The 17,680-nt window shown below is 42.8% G+C and carries 18 protein-coding genes and 1 pseudogene; 10 read left to right on the top strand and 9 right to left on the bottom strand.

Annotated elements, in window-relative coordinates:
• Positions 1 to 108 precede the first annotated feature (108 nt).
• The 3 genes from PR795_RS05015 to dauA all read left to right on the top strand — a co-directional run bounded on the left by PR795_RS05015 (position 109) and on the right by dauA (position 3,840).
• Positions 109 to 1,449 carry a phosphatase PAP2/dual specificity phosphatase family protein gene (locus tag PR795_RS05015; RefSeq protein ID WP_036975853.1) on the top strand — a complete coding sequence of 447 codons (1,341 nt, stop codon included), beginning with the start codon at positions 109 to 111 and terminating at the stop codon, positions 1,447 to 1,449.
• Positions 1,446 to 1,844 carry a hypothetical protein gene (locus PR795_RS05010; protein ID WP_036975856.1) on the top strand — a complete coding sequence of 133 codons (399 nt, stop codon included), beginning with the start codon at positions 1,446 to 1,448 and terminating at the stop codon, positions 1,842 to 1,844. The genes PR795_RS05015 and PR795_RS05010 overlap by 4 nt, the downstream gene beginning before the upstream one ends.
• A gap of 280 nt (positions 1,845 to 2,124) precedes the next feature.
• Entirely contained in the window at positions 2,125 to 3,840 is a 1,716-nt protein-coding gene (gene dauA, locus PR795_RS05005) for a C4-dicarboxylic acid transporter DauA (RefSeq protein ID WP_006659983.1), read from the top strand.
• 94 nt (positions 3,841 to 3,934) lie between these two features.
• On the opposite strand, the gene PR795_RS05000 is transcribed toward dauA, so the two are convergent.
• The 7 genes from PR795_RS05000 to hemA form a co-directional block, all read right to left on the bottom strand.
• Positions 3,935 to 4,687, bottom strand: a complete 753-nt coding sequence (locus PR795_RS05000; RefSeq protein WP_006659984.1) for a tetratricopeptide repeat protein — start codon at positions 4,685 to 4,687, stop codon at positions 3,935 to 3,937.
• A 70-nt stretch (positions 4,688 to 4,757) separates the two neighbouring features.
• Positions 4,758 to 5,660 (bottom strand): TIGR01212 family radical SAM protein, encoded by a 903-nt coding sequence (locus tag PR795_RS04995; protein WP_181480813.1) that lies wholly within the window; start codon positions 5,658 to 5,660, stop codon positions 4,758 to 4,760.
• A 12-nt stretch (positions 5,661 to 5,672) separates the two neighbouring features.
• Positions 5,673 to 6,527 carry a 3-deoxy-8-phosphooctulonate synthase gene (gene kdsA / locus PR795_RS04990; RefSeq protein WP_006661861.1) on the bottom strand — a complete coding sequence of 285 codons (855 nt, stop codon included), beginning with the start codon at positions 6,525 to 6,527 and terminating at the stop codon, positions 5,673 to 5,675.
• A gap of 44 nt (positions 6,528 to 6,571) precedes the next feature.
• Entirely contained in the window at positions 6,572 to 7,381 is an 810-nt protein-coding gene (locus tag PR795_RS04985) for a transglutaminase family protein (protein ID WP_036966210.1), read from the bottom strand.
• Between the two features lie 24 nt (positions 7,382 to 7,405).
• On the bottom strand, positions 7,406 to 8,239 hold the full coding sequence (gene prmC / locus PR795_RS04980; protein WP_181480812.1) for a peptide chain release factor N(5)-glutamine methyltransferase: 834 nt from the start codon (positions 8,237 to 8,239) through the stop codon (positions 7,406 to 7,408).
• Positions 8,239 to 9,321, bottom strand: coding sequence for a peptide chain release factor 1 (gene prfA / locus PR795_RS04975; protein ID WP_006659989.1), 1,083 nt, complete (start codon positions 9,319 to 9,321; stop codon positions 8,239 to 8,241). The genes prmC and prfA overlap by 1 nt, the downstream gene beginning before the upstream one ends.
• 31 nt (positions 9,322 to 9,352) lie before the next feature.
• Complete coding sequence (gene hemA, locus PR795_RS04970) at positions 9,353 to 10,615, bottom strand: glutamyl-tRNA reductase (protein ID WP_006659990.1); 1,263 nt, start codon at positions 10,613 to 10,615, stop codon at positions 9,353 to 9,355.
• 494 nt (positions 10,616 to 11,109) lie between these two features.
• On the opposite strand from hemA, the gene lolB reads away from it, so the two are divergent.
• The 3 genes from lolB (at position 11,110) to prs (ending at position 13,669) form a co-directional block, all read left to right on the top strand.
• Positions 11,110 to 11,781: a lipoprotein insertase outer membrane protein LolB gene (gene lolB, locus PR795_RS04965; protein ID WP_181480811.1), complete on the top strand. Its 672-nt coding sequence runs from the start codon at positions 11,110 to 11,112 to the stop codon at positions 11,779 to 11,781.
• Positions 11,778 to 12,653 (top strand): 4-(cytidine 5'-diphospho)-2-C-methyl-D-erythritol kinase, encoded by an 876-nt coding sequence (gene ispE, locus PR795_RS04960; RefSeq protein ID WP_006661865.1) that lies wholly within the window; start codon positions 11,778 to 11,780, stop codon positions 12,651 to 12,653. Before lolB ends, ispE begins: the two co-directional genes overlap by 4 nt.
• Before the next feature lie 68 nt (positions 12,654 to 12,721).
• Positions 12,722 to 13,669 carry a ribose-phosphate diphosphokinase gene (gene prs, locus PR795_RS04955; RefSeq protein WP_006661866.1) on the top strand — a complete coding sequence of 316 codons (948 nt, stop codon included), beginning with the start codon at positions 12,722 to 12,724 and terminating at the stop codon, positions 13,667 to 13,669.
• A 340-nt stretch (positions 13,670 to 14,009) separates the two neighbouring features.
• On the opposite strand, the gene PR795_RS04950 is transcribed toward prs, so the two are convergent.
• On the bottom strand, positions 14,010 to 14,282 hold the full coding sequence (locus PR795_RS04950; protein ID WP_006659994.1) for a DUF2583 family protein: 273 nt from the start codon (positions 14,280 to 14,282) through the stop codon (positions 14,010 to 14,012).
• A gap of 311 nt (positions 14,283 to 14,593) precedes the next feature.
• Between PR795_RS04950 and pth the strand changes: the two genes are divergently transcribed.
• The 4 genes and pseudogenes from pth (at position 14,594) to PR795_RS04930 (ending at position 17,476) form a co-directional block, all read left to right on the top strand.
• On the top strand, positions 14,594 to 15,184 hold the full coding sequence (pth, locus tag PR795_RS04945) for an aminoacyl-tRNA hydrolase (protein ID WP_006659995.1): 591 nt from the start codon (positions 14,594 to 14,596) through the stop codon (positions 15,182 to 15,184).
• 103 nt (positions 15,185 to 15,287) lie between these two features.
• Positions 15,288 to 16,379: a redox-regulated ATPase YchF gene (ychF, locus tag PR795_RS04940; protein ID WP_006659996.1), complete on the top strand. Its 1,092-nt coding sequence runs from the start codon at positions 15,288 to 15,290 to the stop codon at positions 16,377 to 16,379.
• A gap of 115 nt (positions 16,380 to 16,494) precedes the next feature.
• Positions 16,495 to 16,677 (top strand): annotated as a pseudogene (locus tag PR795_RS04935) (tyrosine-type recombinase/integrase); the annotation flags it as partial.
• Positions 16,678 to 16,858: 181 nt separating this feature from the next.
• Complete coding sequence (locus tag PR795_RS04930; RefSeq protein ID WP_272516701.1) at positions 16,859 to 17,476, top strand: Fic/DOC family protein; 618 nt, start codon at positions 16,859 to 16,861, stop codon at positions 17,474 to 17,476.
• Here the strand turns inward: PR795_RS04930 and PR795_RS04925 are convergent.
• A complete protein-coding gene (locus PR795_RS04925) occupies positions 17,473 to 17,637 on the bottom strand; it encodes a hypothetical protein (RefSeq protein ID WP_272516700.1) in 165 nt (54 codons plus the stop codon). The genes PR795_RS04930 and PR795_RS04925 overlap by 4 nt on opposite strands.
• Positions 17,638 to 17,680 lie beyond the last annotated feature (43 nt).

The following is a 17,680-nucleotide window of genomic DNA, read 5'->3' as shown; positions in this document are numbered from 1 at the left end:
TTTTATTTATCTCATACCGATACGGCTGAAAAACAGCCAATCAACGGTGATATGGGCACGATTCATCTAGAACAAAGCAATGAATAAATTAAGATAGGAACCCATTATATGACCCTCAACACCCAAGATACGCGCACGGCATCACGACGCCAAATTTGGATTTATGGGCTATTTTGGTTGCTCTTCTTAGCACCCTTTTTCTTTTTAACGTACGGGCAAGTCAACAACTATACCGCTACATTACCCAATGTACCCTCTTATGTTTATAGCTGGGAAAAACAGATCCCTTTTTTACCTTGGACAATTATTCCCTATTGGAGCATCGACCTATTTTACGGGATTTCACTGTTCATCTGTACCTCTCGCCGTGAGCAGTGCATCCATGGCTTACGCTTAATCGCAGCATCACTTATTGCCTGTGTTGGCTTTTTACTCTTCCCACTTAAATTTAGTTTTCCTCGCCCTGATACCCATGGCGCATTTGGCTGGATGTTCGACAGCCTAGAGCTGTTTGATTTACCGTACAACCAAGCCCCTTCATTACATATTATTTTACTGTGGTTACTGTGGTTGCGTTTCCGCTCTCATACACCAACTCAATGGCGCTGGCTGTTGCATAGCGTGTCAATTCTGATTCTTATTTCTGTCCTCACGACATGGCAACATCATTTTATTGATGTGATCACTGGGTTCGCAGTTGGTGTCATCATCAGCTATTTGTTACCTATTACTACTCGTTGGCAATGGCATTACACAGGAAGTCCTCGAAGCCTAAAAATTGCTAAAAACTATGGATTAGGTGCAGTTCTGTGCTTCGCTCTCGCCTTTTTATTACAAGGCGCTCTGTGGTGGTTTTTATGGCCTGCTCTCGCCTTAGCTTTTGTCACATTAGGCTATTTAGGGGCTGGAGCTTCTGTATTCCAGAAAACAGCTGAAGGTCACGTTTCTCCATCCGCTATATTAGTATTACTCCCTTATCGCCTTATTGCTTGGGGTACTTATCATTACTATGCTAAACGCTGCCAGCAACCCAGTATCGTGAATGAAAAAATTGTTTTGGGAGGACGCCCGTTATATCCATTGCAAACGCAAGCCGTTCTCGATATGACTTGCGAGTGGTCTCGCAATATTTACAGCTATGGGAAAAATTATTGTAGCCAGCCACAAATTGATTTGTTACCTCTAAGCCCAGAGGATATTGAAAAAGCCATTAGAACCATGGACAAACTCGCACAAAGTGGAACTGTCTATGTTCACTGCAAATTGGGTTATTCTCGAAGTGCAACGGTTGTTGTGGCATGGTTAGTACACCAAAATATGGCAAAAAACATTGAAGATGCAATCGCGCAGGTTGAACGAGTTCGTCCTCAGGTCATTTTAAATTCCGCGACCATTGAACAATTACATCACTGGTATCAGCAATTTCATGTACAAAGAGAAAACCAATGAGTTCATTACTGGATAAAGACCGTGGAGATGTCATTGTCGTGCTCACGGGGAGTTGGCGCTATTTGGCGATAGCTGCCATCCTAGCATTACTGGGGCAATTCGCATTGTTGTTCCATGGTTCGATATCACACTTGAGTCTAGCTGTGGGGGTCATGCTATTTTTTGCTAGCCAGTATTTTATTTTCCGCTTATGCCTTGATCATCATTTCTTTATCCTGATTTATCGCCAAGGAGATACACAAGCCTTCGATGATGCACTTGGACATCTATTCCCTCAATCATCAGCGGGTCGCAGTATGGAAAGTCGATGGGCAGGTACACGCAAATTATTTCAGCGTGCCAGTTATGCCGTTACGCTATTATGGGGATGGTTATTATTTTCGCTTATTTTTTAGTTTATTTTGGGTCATATTTAAATCAGAGGTAAATTGACTATTAATTAATTATTATCTTTTTTAACTCACTGTTTAAAATAGAAAATCGATAGTTAATAATTATTTTAAATACATTTAATGATATTTAACGTAGAAAATAACGATTTTTTACTTTTGATACTGAAAGCGTTATGATAATTGTAGTTTCATTGATAAATAACACATTTTTTTGATTCAGTTAGGCGTATCCTCATCTCTTCATTTCGTTTATTTTTCACCCTGTTATTTTGGTAGGGTTTTAATGAGTACAAAAAATATTAATAGATTGCGCCCTTTTAGCGCATTAATAGACTCCTGTTGGAAAGAGAAATATACCGCAGCGCGTTTCATGAAGGACTTAATTGCGGGTATTACCGTTGGGATTATTGCAATTCCATTGGCGATGGCGCTCGCAATAGCCAGTGGCGTTCCCCCGCAATATGGACTTTACACCGCTGCAATTGCTGGGATTGTAATTGCCATTTCTGGTGGTTCCCGTTATAGCGTATCCGGTCCTACTGCGGCGTTTGTGGTGATCTTATACCCAGTATCTCAACAATATGGGCTCAGTGGCTTATTAGTCGCAACATTAATGTCAGGCATTATCTTGCTGGCAATGGGTTTTGCTCGGTTTGGTAAGTTCATCGAATATATTCCCGTGTCCGTAACGCTGGGATTTACGTCTGGGATTGCTATTACAATTGCCACTATGCAAATCAAGGATTTCTTTGGTCTGCAAATGGAGCATGTTCCTGAAAACTATGTTGATAAGGTTATTGCTCTAAGCAAAGCTTTTCCAACCTTACAATATAGCGATACGTTGATTGGGCTTGCCACATTACTTGTCTTAATCTTCTGGCCTAAACTTAAGGTTCGCCTGCCTGGGCATCTACCCGCAATTATTGTTGGGACCTTAATTATGTGGATATTAACGCTGTTTGATATTCATGTGGAAACGATCGGTTCTAAATTTAGCTATTTGCTCCCTGACGGCACAGAAGGAAGTGGTATTCCGCCAATTTTACCGCAATTTATATTGCCATGGGAGTTACCAGGCAGTGCCCCCATTAGCTGGGCGATGATCACAGCACTTATGCCTGCCGCACTATCGATGGCGGTACTAGGTGCGATTGAGTCCCTACTGTGTGCCGTAGTGCTCGATAATATGACGGGGAAAAAGCACCACTCCAATAGTGAATTAATAGGTCAAGGGCTAGGAAATATTGCCGCCCCATTCTTTGGGGGGATCACGGCAACGGCTGCAATTGCTCGTTCTGCTGCAAACGTTCGAGCCGGTGCAACCTCTCCTATCTCAGCTATCATACACTCGATTTTAGTGCTACTGACACTGCTTATTTTAGCGCCTTTATTGTCGTATTTACCGCTTGCCGCCATGTCTTCACTGCTCTTGATCGTGGCTTGGAACATGAGTGCAGCGGGTAAAGTCTTTAGCTTGATCCGCCGCGCACCTAAAGATGACATTATTGTATTGCTGTTATGTATGTCTTTAACTGTTCTATTCGATATGGTGATCGCCATTACCGTCGGTATCGTTATTGCTTCGTTGCTGTTTATGCGACGTATTGCCAATATGACACGAGTCACACAGTTGCCGGAGACTCAAGAAGATAAGAGCGTGTTAGTTGTCCGAGTGAATGGTCCACTGTTCTTTGCTGCCGCAGAACGTATTTTTGATGAACTGCGAGTAAAAAGTCATGGCTATGAAATTATTGTTATGCAGTGGGATGCGGTACCTGTCTTTGATGCGGGTGGCTTAGAAGCCTTCCAGAAATTTATTGATATCGTACGTAAAGATACTCACATTATTGTGTGTGATATCCCATTCCAACCGCTGAAAACATTAGCTCGTGCGAATGTTCGTCCTATTGATGGCGCGCTCAGTTTCCAAAACTCACTGGATAGTGCTTTAGACGAAGTTCAGCACATTCAAGAGGCTAAAAGGTCCCTTACGTCTTAAAAAGTCGAAGACTTAAATTATAACTGAAGCTAACAATAAAAATGCCGCACTTGCTAAACAAGCGCGGCATTTTCTATTCATTCTGTACCTAAAACTAGTAGCAATACATTTCGTTATTCTCTTTTTTACCTAGCTCACATGCCATTGCGCGGAGTTTCGTGGCTTTTTGCTCGTCATCTCTGACAGTACCATTGTTGCCATCATTAAATTGAAATGATGCCATTCCTTCAGCAAAACCTGAGAAAGTTAACGCATCCGCTTTTGCAAACCATTCTAACGCCTTTTTTTCATTCTGTGGTACACCATGACCATCATAATAAATGATGCCTAACCATAATGGCGCGTTGAAGTAATCTTTGTCATTTAACGCACTGACTTCCTCAAGTAGTGCAATGGCGCGCGGATAATCAACAGCGCCAGACTCCGGCGTAATTAAAGCTTCAGCTAAACTAATTTTTCCTCGAATACTTCCACCATCAACGGCTTTACTTGCATATTCGCGGGCTTTGACAAATTCTTCAGTGAACGTTCTATCACCACTCATTAACGTAATATCCGCCAATAATGAATATGCATCCGCATTACCTGATTGTGCTGATTTTTCTGCCCATAACTTAGCGTTATTTTGGTTTTGTAATACACCAACCCCCGATAAATACATGCCTGCTAATTCATATTGCGCTTTAGCATCATTATTTTGGGCCGCAATTTTAGTGTGTTCGAATACTTTCTTATTTTCAGGTGTAATATCGTATTGCGCTGAAACTTGTAGAGAAAATACCAAGCCTACTGCCCCTAAACAAAGTTGACGACTAACGTGTTTAACACTTGAGATTATCGGATACATAGGCACCTTTTTATTTTTTTAAATTTATTATGAATCAGTATTTCAAAAAATTCAGTTAAAAATCTCTGCATTACAGTGCTGACCCTTGTCCGCCATTTACGAGCAAATATTGGTATAAACTGTTCATACCTACCCAACGGTTTTCACACCATTGCGGTGCTAACAATGTTGGCTTTCTCGCACTAGCACTGATGCGATGATATAAAATATCGGTCGGAGTATGGCGGATCATCTCACCGGCAGTGGCTGTATATTCTTCTAAAGATAGCGTTTCTAAGCGTCCTGCACGCCAACTTTTTGCCATAATGCTGCCCTCAACAATGTGCAATGGATGCAGCTTTATACCATCTGTGCCACATGCCAAAACCGCATCTAATGTCTGCATATTCATGGTTGCATTTTCGCTTGGCAGACCGCAAATCAAGTGCGTACATACCTTGAGTCCAAGTGCGCGAGCTTTTTGCGCTGTTGCTTGATAAGCCGCAAAGTCATGCCCACGATTTATACGGTGTAACGTCTTATCATGAGCAGTTTGTAACCCAAGCTCTAACCAAATTTCATAACCTTGTTGACGGTACCCAGCCAGTAAAGAGAGCACAGCATCAGGTACGCAATCAGGGCGAGTACCTACACATAACCCAACCATATCAGCTTGTTGTAGCGCTTCTTCATACAATAGTTTTAATCTATGCACTTCGTCATAGGTGCTGGTATAAGCTTGGAAATACGCTAAATAGCGATTTGCGCGGGATATTCGAGAAATTTGCTGTTGGATTTGCAAACTGATGGGTTGCTCAGATTGGTTTTCATCACTGAAGGATGACACATTACAAAATGTACAGCCACCCCGCCCCAACGTGCCATCACGGTTTGGGCAGCTAAAGCCACCGTGCAAGGTGACTTTGTGAATTTTTTCACCATATCGGCGCTGAAGATCAGCGCCGAACATGGAAACAACATCGTTTAATTGCATTTGGAACCGAGATTAACTGTTAGTATCCAGTGCAGGGAAGCTTTTTACCACTTCGTCGATCGCTTTAACTTGTTGCAAGAATGGCTCTAATTTATGCAATGGTAGTGCAGAAGGACCGTCGCAACGTGCATTTTCTGGATCTGGATGCGCTTCGAGGAATAGACCAGCTAAACCTACTGCCATGCCAGCTCTTGCCAATTCCGCCACTTGACCACGACGACCACCAGAAGCCGCACCAAATGGGTCTCGACATTGCAGTGAATGTGTCACGTCAAAGATGACTGGGCACCCTTTAGACGCTTGCATCATGACATTAAAGCCAAGCATATCAACCACGAGATTGTCATAACCAAAGTTTGCACCGCGGTCACACAGAATAATTTTATCGTTGCCACCTTCAATGAATTTCTCAACGATGTTACCGATTTGTCCTGGGCTGATGAACTGCGGTTTTTTGATGTTAATCACTGCATCCGTTTTTGCCATCGCAGCGACTAAATCCGTTTGGCGAGCAAGGAAAGCGGGTAATTGGATAACATCAACCACTTCAGAAACAGGTTGTGCTTGATCAGGCTCATGCACATCTGTAATGATTTTTACACCGAAAGTCTGTTTGATTTCTTGGAAGATTTTCATCCCTTCTTCCAGACCCGGACCACGATAAGAGTGAATAGATGATCGGTTAGCTTTATCAAAAGAGGCTTTAAACACATACGGAATGCCTAATTTTTGTGTCACAGTGACATAATGCTCACACACTTTCATCGCCATATCGCGAGATTCAAGTACGTTCATGCCACCAAACAGAACAAATGGCAGATCGTTTGCGACCTTAATATCACCGATACTGACTACTTTCTGTTGCATACTCTTACCCTTCATAGGAAGACAGTAAACTGTCTATACGTTAATCAATGCAGTACGACTGGAAGATTATCCAGCGAATAAATTTGGATCTTAATCATTTCGGACACTGGGTCTTCTGGGCAATGCTCAACAAAATAGTTAAGGTCGCTCAGTGCCACATGATTACAGTCTAAATGCGCGAGGATAAGTCCTCGGTCACGAATTTCATAGGGATCTTCAGGATCTAAGATTAGCAACGTCTCACAGACTTTTAATGCCATCTCCATTTTCTTCTCTTCCATCAGCGCCGCTTTCAATGTATCAAAAGTTTTGCGTACGATGACGCTATGTTCAGCGACATCTAGCTCATCAAAGATAAATTCAGAGTATGGATCGACCGTCCCTTTCAACCACATTGTTAATGTATGCTGAGATAGGGTTTCACCATTGACAGGGTTAATAAACCATTGAGAACCATCGCGCTTTGTCGAAACAAATAGCAACTGAGTCGGGAAAATCGCGGCGTCAACATCCAAGTCGAGTTGCTCAGCGATAAATAAAAAAATGGAACCAAGAGAGACAGGCGTACCTTGTTTGGAGGATAAGACTTTATCCAGCCACAACATATCCGACAGGGCATAGATGCCTTCCGCAGCACCATATTTCCACTGAGAATAAAACAGAGTAATCAGCTGCTCTATTTTTGACTGATTATCCGCAGTCAAATCTATTGCATCTCGCGCTTTAGCGACAAGTTCATCTAATTGCGCTTGTACCTGCATAAAAGGAAAATCGGCACGAATGATTTGAGAAACCATCATAATGCCTTCGCTTAACGGTAACTGATTAAACTCAATATTTGCTATTGTTTTCATTACAATTCCACTACTATTGCCCACTTAACCATTCCATTGACCAAGAGAAACTCGCTCTTTACCACCATAATCGAGACAAGTCTCGACATTGGTGTACCCATTTTCATTAAATAGCTCTCGGACTGTTGAGCCTTGCTGCCAACCATGTTCAAGCAGCAGCCACCCTTGTTGTTTTAAGTATTGTTTTGATGTGGCAATAATGTGTTCTAGATCTGAAAAACCGTGGTTATCAGCAATCAACGCGGTTGATGGCTCAAAACGCACATCACCTTGGCTCAAGTGAATATCATCCTCATCAATATAAGGAGGATTACTCACAATCATATCAAATAGTTCATTTGGTAGTGAAGCAAACCAATCACTTTGCGAAAATTGAATGTTTGGAAGCGCTAAGCGTTGTTGATTTCGTTGTGCTAACGCCACAGCCTCAGGGTTAAAGTCTACGCCGATAACACAACTATTCGGCAACTCTGATGCTAAAGCTAATCCAATCGCGCCAGTGCCAGTACCAAGATCCAAAATTCGGCACTCTGCGTTAGGTAATCGCACTAACGCTTGCTCAACAAGGCATTCGGTATCAGGGCGAGGGATTAGCGTCGCTGGCGACACATACAATGGTAAAGACCAAAACTCACGTTCGCCGACAATGTATGCTATTGGCTCCCCCTGCTCACGACGCATTAATAAAGCGTCAAGCTGGGTCTGTTCATCTGACGTGAGTTCCGTCTCATCAAAGGCTAGAATATAAGTACGGCTACGCCCCGTCGTGTATTGCAACAGGATCTGCGCATCACGTTTAGCGCTATCACTGGCAGACAGCCTTACGACTGCCTGCTGTAACCATTCGCTATAACGCATTAGTCCTGCTCAGATAATGCAGAAAGCTGATCAGCTTGGTATTCGTTGATGATAGGCTGGATTAATGTATCCAGTTTCCCTTCCATCACTTCATCCAAACGGTACAGTGTCAGGTTGATACGGTGATCTGTCACACGACCTTGTGGGAAATTGTATGTCCGGATACGGTCAGAACGGTCACCAGAACCTAACAAGTTACGGCGCTCAGATGCTTCCGCAGCATGACGTTTATCCATTTCTGCTTGGCGTATACGTGCACCTAACACCGACATCGCTTTCGCTTTGTTCTTGTGTTGTGAGCGCTCATCCTGACACTCAACCACAATACCCGTTGGTAAGTGGGTAATACGAATTGCTGAGTCAGTGGTGTTAACGTGCTGACCACCCGCCCCAGAAGAACGGAAAGTATCAATACGCAGATCCGCTGGGCTGATTTCTGGCAATTCAGCTTCTGGCAACTCAGGTAGAATAGCAATAGTACATGCGGACGTATGAATACGACCTTGCGACTCAGTCTCAGGAACACGTTGTACTCGGTGACCACCTGATTCAAATTTCAGACGACCATAAACACTGTCACCCGAGATTTTCGCGATCACCTCTTTATACCCACCGTGCTCACCATCGCTGGTGCTCATCAGCTCAACACGCCAGCGATTACTTTCTGCATAGCGGCTGTACATACGGAATAGATCACCCGCAAAAATCGCTGCTTCATCGCCACCCGCACCAGCGCGGATTTCCACAAAACAGTTATATTCATCATCAGGATCTTTTGGAAGTAACAGCAATTGTAATTGCTGTTCCAGCTCTTCATTGCGCTCTTTTGCTTCTTTAAGCTCTTCTTGAGCCATCTCTTTCATTTCAGGATCGTCTAACAGCATTTGGGCTGTTTCGATATCATCCTGAACGGTGCGCCACGCAGTAAAACACTTCGCGACATCCGTTAACTGAGCATATTCTTTTGATAAAGCACGAAAACGGTCTTGATCAGCAATCACACCCGCATCAGCAAGGTGCGCTTCAATTTCTTCGTAGCGTTCTTGTAATGCTTCTAGTTTTGCGACAATAGAAGGCTTCATTCGTTATATCAGACCTATGATTAAAAAGTGGTTATTGATGGTCCAGCCCTAAGCTGTCCCTAAGTAGATTTAGACGCTCAACATCCCCATTTCCTGCAGCTTGCTGCAAAGATTTAGTCGGAGCGTGGATCAGGCGGTTGGTTAACTGTTGTGATAATTGCATGATTACTTGCTCAGGGTTGGCACCTTGGGCAATGGCTGCAAGTGCTTTCTCGGTCATACTTGCCCGAATTGCTTCCGCCTGTTCTCTATATTCGCGAATTGTAGAGACTCCGGCTTGTGAGCGCAACCAATCCATAAAATGACCGCTTTCTTGTTCAACGATAAATTCCGCTTCAACCGCCGCGGCCTTACGCTGAGCCAAGTTTTGGGCAATGATGGATTCAAGATCATCAACAGTATAGAGATAAACATCTCTGAGTTTTTCTACATCCTGCTCGATATCACGAGGTACAGCGATATCAATCAATAACATAGGTTTACTGCGACGTGCTTTCATCGCACGTTCGACCATTCCTTTACCAATAATTGGCAATGGGCTGGCTGTCGAGCTGATCACGATATCTGCTTCAGCTAAACGGTTATCGATGTCCGCTAATGAAATAACTTGTGCGTTAACTTCCTTGGCGAGCAGTTGTGCACGTTCAAGGGTTCGGTTAGCTATCATCATTTTCTGCACGCCATGCTCACGTAAATGACGCGCGACTAATTCAATAGTTTCACCTGCACCGACTAACAAAATATTCAAATGTTTGAGTGATTCAAAAATCTGTCTCGCGAGTGTACAAGCAGCAAATGCGACAGAAACGGCATTCGCACCAATATCGGTTTCTGTTCGTACACGTTTTGCCACGGAAAAAGATTTTTGGAATAAGCGCTCTAATTCGCTAGACAGTGAATGGTTATCTTGCGAAAGCGCAAAGGCCTTTTTCACTTGACCGAGAATTTGAGGCTCCCCGAGAACCAGTGAATCTAACCCACTCGCCACGCGCATAAGGTGACTTACTGCGCGTGCATCTTGATGCCAGTAGAGACTGGGTTGTAGGTCTTTAGCGGTGATCCCATGAAAATCACATAACCATTTTGTTAACTGTTCTTGCGCTTTTTCTTGAGATTCAAGGCTTAGATACAGTTCAGTTCGGTTACAGGTAGACAGCACAACACCGCCACGCACTTGAGGCTGTTTTAAAAGTTCCTCAAGTGCGTGGTCGATTTTTTCAGGACCAAAAGCGACTTGCTCACGCAAAGCTACCGGTGCTGTTTTATGATTAATGCCTAAGGCTAATAAGGTCATTGTGCTTACGACTTACTCACATTGCTCACATTGCTAATTTATTTATCAGCCTGATACTAGTAACCTAGCTCATTGCTGAGATTTATATGCGTATATTGTAGATGATTAACGCTTCTGTTTCTACGGGTACTCAATGGCTAACAGCCAGAAAGATGATTAACCCCAAAATATGAAGTAATTATCTGACTAGCTGCCTTAAATATCAATAAGATGCTTTAAGAATGCATTTATTACGCACAGAAAGCAAATCCATACTTTTCATCATATTATCATTGATAAGCCAATAAGATTGGCGCAATATCCCTGAAAAATATCTCATTTTAACGTTAGCATCCCATTAAAGCACTCTGGTGTTTTCGATAGCTTTAATAGGCAATGATGTCTAAAATAAATTTAATTCTCTATTGAGAAAACCAGAAAATGGTTAAAATAACGACCCTGTTTGTGGTTTCATCTGCAATGTCATTACTATTCACTCTATGTTGAGAATCGATATGCAATTTTTTTCTGCTCTGTCGTTTATTCGCCCAGCCAAAGGCTTTTTGCGATTAATTCCCCTCTCAGCCTTATTTCTTACCGCCTGCGTGACAACGTCACAAAAAACCACAAAAGAAACCTCTTCATCTTCTGATGAACAGTGGCAAAAACATCAGGCTCAAGTTTCGGAATTGCGAGATTACCAAACTCGAGGCTCCTTTGTGTATATCGGCGGACAAGGAACTGGCACGGAAACCAAAACCTACGCGAAATTTTTCTGGCAACAATACACGCCTGAAAAATACCGTTTATTGCTCACCAATCCATTAGGAACTCGCGAACTGGAACTCAGCGTTGAGCCCGATTTAACCAAGTTAATCACCAAAGACGGTCAAACGCATATGAGCGATGTACCCAGTGAGCTAATTTATCAACTAACGGGTATGGATATCCCAATTGATGAACTCACCGCGTGGTTAGTCGGCTCACCCGGTCGAGCGTCAGAATACACCCTTGATAGTAACCACCTGTTGAAATCAGTCACTTTTAAAGTCAATGGTGAAACATGGAATTTGGATTATCTCTCTTACGATACCAAAACCACACCAATGTTACCGAATCAGATGGAATTGCATCAAAAAGATAAAATCATCAAGTTAAAAATGGATAGTTGGACACTGAAAAAATGACATTAACGTGGCCATCACCGGCAAAATTGAATCTATTCTTATACATTACAGGGCAGCGTGCTAATGGCTACCATGAGCTACAAACCTTGTTTCAGTTTTTAGATTATGGTGATGAAATTACCTTCACTGCACGTTCCGATGATCACCTTAATTTACTCACTCCAATGGTGGGCGTGGATGTCGAAAAAAACTTAATTATTCGCGCTGCCAAAAGTTTACAGACCTATTGTCGTGAGTCACTAAACCATCAGGGTCCTTTGGGTGCCGATATTTGTATTAACAAAGTGTTGCCTATGGGTGGCGGTATTGGTGGTGGTTCATCCAACGCGGCCACTACGCTCATTGCGTTAAATGAACATTGGCAAACCCACGTTTCTGATGATGTTTTAGCAGAATTAGGTCAACATCTGGGTGCAGATGTGCCTGTTTTTGTTCGTGGTCATGCTGCCTTTGCTGAAGGGATTGGCGAAATTTTAACACCGGCAGAACCAAAAGAGCGTTGGTATTTAGTCGCTCACCCCGGAATTGAAATCTCAACCCCGATGATCTTCACAGATCCAGAATTAAATCGAAATTCTCCAAAACGCGCTTTAGCCGCATTATTACTGGCTCCGTATGCAAATGACTGCGAACCAATTGCAAGAAAACGTTTTCGTGAGGTTGAACAGCTCGTTTCTTGGCTGTTACAATATGCTCCGTCTCGCCTAACAGGAACAGGCGCTTGTGTCTTTTCTGAGTTCGAAACACAAGCGGATGCCCTGAAGGTGTTAAATAAAGCCCCATCGTGGGTGCACGGATTCGTCGCTCAAGGAGCGAATGTTTCTCCTGTGCACAAATTCCGCGCTGGGATAACCCGTGTATTGCACCAATAAGTAATGACCCATCCATCATTGCTGTTGGTCAACAATATCTCTCTGGACGCAAGCCTGAGGTTTTTCTCGTGCCCGATATGAAGCTTTTTGCTGGTAACGCTACACCGGAACTAGCACAACGTGTTGCTAACCGCCTTTACACTAATCTTGGAGACGCGGCTGTTGGTCGTTTTAGCGACGGCGAAGTCAGTGTTCAAATTAATGAAAATGTTCGCGGTGGTGATATTTTTATCATCCAGTCAACTTGTGCACCAACTAATGACAACCTGATGGAACTGGTTGTGATGGTTGATGCCCTGCGCCGTGCATCTGCTGGTCGTATTACCGCTGTTATTCCTTACTTCGGTTATGCAAGACAGGATCGTCGCGTACGTTCTGCCCGTGTACCAATCACCGCTAAAGTTGTTGCCGATTTTCTGTCTAGTGTAGGTGTTGACCGTGTTCTTACCGTTGACTTACACGCAGAGCAGATCCAGGGCTTCTTTGATGTTCCTGTAGATAACGTATTTGGTAGCCCAATCCTTCTGGAAGACATGTTGCAGAAAGACTTAGAAAACCCAATCGTTGTTTCTCCAGACATCGGCGGCGTCGTTCGCGCTAGAGCAATCGCGAAATTACTGAACGATACCGATATGGCTATCATTGATAAACGTCGCCCACGCGCAAACGTTTCTCAAGTCATGCATATCATTGGTGACGTTTCAGGTCGTGACTGTATTTTAGTTGACGATATGATTGATACTGGTGGCACACTGTGTAAAGCAGCTGAGGCGCTGAAAGAGCGTGGTGCTAAGCGTGTATTCGCTTATGCAACTCACCCAATCTTCTCCGGTAACGCTGTAGACAACATCAAAAACTCTGTGATTGATGAAGTCATTGTTTGTGACACAATTCCTCTTTCTCCTGAAATCAAGGCGCTGAACAAAGTTCGCACCCTGACCCTTTCAGGCATGCTGGCCGAAGCTATTCGCCGTATCAGCAATGAAGAGTCAATTTCTGCGATGTTCGAGCACTAATTCTAAAACGGGGTCTTAATGGCCCCGTTTTAACATACTGGTTTCAGTCGTTTTTCATTAAATTATTGAGGCGAGAAATGTGCTTTATCGCACCACATTCATTGTGGTCACGATACAAAAATTTATAAGTAGCGCCCCTACTGTTGTCCATCAACCGTAGGGGCTTTATTTTTTGTATGTGATATTAAGATAATTTCTAAACAAAAAATAAGAGTGAAATTCTTAGTCAATAATTTCACTCTTATTTATATTCATCATGCTTCCGCTCACCGAGCGCATTATTTTCTGCAGTCAGCTCTCAACAGTTAATTTCACACTGTTGGGATTTGACGTTAACTTATCATGGATAACGATGGTTATCATTACGGGAATGAAATTGGCGTTTTACTAAACAGTAACGATCTTCCACTTTTTCCCTACCACCCATTCTCGCACCCACTAACCAAACTAATGCACCAATAAAAATTCCAAACAACGAACCGTTAATGATGTCATCGGATAAGCCTAAGTCCACAATATGAGAAAACAGGTTTAAACCAATGCTCCCTCCCATGACGACCATGCCCAGTCCCATTAAACCATTTCCGATGAATGTAACCGTTTTCCGTTTCATATTTACCTCCAATATCAGTAAACTGATAAGCAAGCATTGAAGAAAAGTTCGATAAAACTTTATATTTATGTAAAGAGTATAGCTCTTTAAGTAAAATTATTTGCGATAAGCTTCACATGTATAGAAGAGTTTAAGGATATCTACTCAAAAAATGCTTTTTATCAAACTATAAACTTGCCTTATAGCATTACCGAATAATTCAGAAGCTAATTATCACTACAGAAATCTTCTCGCTGACAATTTTGTACATCCACCCCGACACGAGGTAAACTAGTCACCAATTTCTATACATTGACAGTGAAAAAGTCCCCGTGAGTAAAATAAAATTAATTGTTGGATTAGCCAATCCGGGCGCTGAATATGCGCAAACCCGCCATAATGCTGGTGCGTGGTATGTTGATTTACTGGCACAACGCCATAACCAATCACTAAAAGAAGAACCTAAGTTTTTTGGCTATACAGCGCGCATCAATATTGGCGGCAATGATATTCGTTTGCTAGTACCAACGACTTTTATGAATTTAAGTGGTAAATCCGTCGCCGCAGTGGCCAATTTCTATCGAATCAATCCTGATGAAATTTTAGTCGCTCATGATGAGCTCGACTTACCACCGGGCGTTGCAAAAATGAAACTGGGTGGTAGCAACGGCGGACATAACGGCTTAAAAGATATTCAAAGCAAATTTGCCAATAACCCGAACTTTTACCGCTTACGCATTGGTATTGGGCATCCAGGCGATAAAAACAAAGTTGTTGGTTTCGTGTTAGGCAAACCACCGCTGTCTGAACAGAAGCTTATTGATGATGCGATTGATGAATCTGTGCGCTGCACGGACATCCTGTTATCAGATGGAATGGATAAAGCTATCAATCGCTTACATGGTTTTAAAGCCACTGCCTAAGAGTTGATTTCATCAAACACAAGTTTTTGTGTATAATCAGCGCCAATTTTCTAAACATTAGGGGCAGCACACGCCTGCCCCTCGCTATTAAGGTGAGAAACATATGGGTTTTAAATGCGGTATCGTTGGTCTGCCTAACGTGGGTAAATCCACTCTGTTTAATGCATTGACCAAAGCCGGCATCGAAGCAGCCAACTTCCCTTTCTGTACGATTGAACCAAACACGGGTGTTGTGCCAATGCCAGACCCACGTCTTGATCAATTAGCTGAGATCGTGAAGCCTCAGCGCATTCTACCAACCACGATGGAATTCGTTGACATCGCTGGCTTAGTAAAAGGCGCATCAAAAGGTGAAGGTCTTGGTAACCAATTCCTGACTAACATCCGTGAAACCGAAGCGATTGGTCACGTTGTTCGCTGTTTCGAAAATGACAATATCATCCACGTTGCGGGTCAAGTTGACCCTGCGGCGGATATCGAAGTTATCAATACTGAATTAGCACTATCTGACTTAGACACTTGTGAGCGTGCTATTCACCGCGTACAAAAGCGCGCAAAAGGCGGCGATAAAGACGCAAAAGCGGAATTAGAAGCACTGGAAAAATGCCTGCCACACTTAGAACAAGCGGGTATGCTGCGTTCACTGGATTTAACGGCTGAAGACAAAGCCGCTATCCGTTATTTAAGCTTCTTAACGCTGAAGCCAACCATGTACATTGCCAACGTCAATGAAGATGGTTTTGAAAATAACCCTTACTTAGACAAAGTTTACGAAATCGCGAAAGCTGAAGGTTCTGTTGTTGTTCCTGTTTGTGCCGCTATCGAATCCGATATCGCCGAGCTGGACGATGAAGAGCGTGATGAATTCATGGCAGATTTAGGCATTGAAGAGCCAGGTTTGAACCGTGTGATCCGTGCGGGTTATGAGTTATTAAACCTGCAAACTTACTTCACCGCTGGTGTGAAAGAAGTGCGTGCATGGACTATCCCTGTTGGCGCAACAGCTCCACAAGCGGCAGGTAAAATCCACACTGACTTCGAAAAAGGCTTTATCCGCGCACAAACTATCGCATTTGAAGATTTCATCAAATACCGTGGTGAGCAAGGTGCAAAAGAAGCGGGTAAAATGCGCGCGGAAGGCAAAGATTACATCGTCAAAGATGGTGATGTGTTGAATTTCTTGTTTAATGTGTAAACTTACACTTTAGTCTCACACTGTTTCACAAAGTACCACCTCATAAAAAAATAGCATAAAATTCATAACATTAACTGGGTTTTATGCTTTTTTATGTCTCATTAAGTTTCATAAAAGCTCGCGATTAAATGAGCTTGGATATAGACCTGATGCTATAGAAGCACAATTAGCCCATATGGACTCAAATAGCGTTAGACGTTCATATAACCATGCAACTTATCTTGAAGAGCGCAAAATCATGATGCAGGATTGGGCTGATAAACTTGATATTTGGGTAAAACTAGCCAATTTTGAATGAAAACCATGATGCATGGGTGTGTTAGCGTTGAAATATAACGATATTTATTAATTTTTCAGAAAAACCTATAATTTAACCTACACTTAATTAATCCGTTGATTTATAGGTAGTTATTATTTATTTGATGTTTTTAGCATTATAACGTACAAAATTCATACCCATACCACAAGAACACGCTTATATGAATAAATACGATGTGTTTAACAGCGAAGGAAAATTTGCTGATAGTTCTGATGAAGAAGTGCTAGCTAATAAGCTAGGGCTTTCAAACGTTGATGATATCAATGATGCAGAGCTTGTCCTGTTAGAAAAACTGTATCAAGTCATTTTTGAAGAACAATTTCCCACTGAGCAAATTACCGTATCACTTATTCAGCGTTGGCACCGCCAATGGTTAGGGAATGTTTACGAGTGGGCTGGTCAGTTACGTACGGTGAATATTAGCAAGGGTGGCTTTATGTTTGCCCCTGCGGGACGTGTTGCAAAGTTACTTGCTCAATTCGAGAAAGAGTTTCTAGCGAAGTACACACCTTGCACCAATATGAGCCGAGAACAAGTCATAGAGGCTATTGCCACGGTACATGTGGAGTTGATTCTGATACATCCATTTAGAGAAGGTAATGGGCGCTTATCGCGCTTACTTGCCGATGTAATGGCAGTACAAACTGGTTTCCAGCCGTTGGATTATGAAAGTTGGACTCAACACCCCGAGCAGTATATTGCAGCAATCCACGCAGGGTTAAACCTTAACTATGAACCCATGAAATATTGGGTTAGCGAAGCCTTAAAAGAAAGCTAAATCGCCAGTTTCAAATGACCAAACTTCTCACGCTTTGCTTTCATTTCTTCTTCAAGGCGACGGGACTCCTGCCCTGTTTCAATAGCCGTAGACGTTGTTACCGCGCGAATGAGCTGGGTGCGAGTGGGTTTTGTGGCTTGAGTTAATTCATTTTTGTTCATAGTTATCTCACTTCAAACTGACAATAGTGCATTTTATCACCGT

Origin of the sequence: Providencia sp. PROV209 (assembly GCF_028479485.1) — a bacterium.
GTDB lineage: Bacteria > Pseudomonadota > Gammaproteobacteria > Enterobacterales > Enterobacteriaceae > Providencia > Providencia alcalifaciens.
Note: the sequence above shows the minus strand (reverse complement) of the source record. Positions and strands in the feature narration are given on the sequence as shown.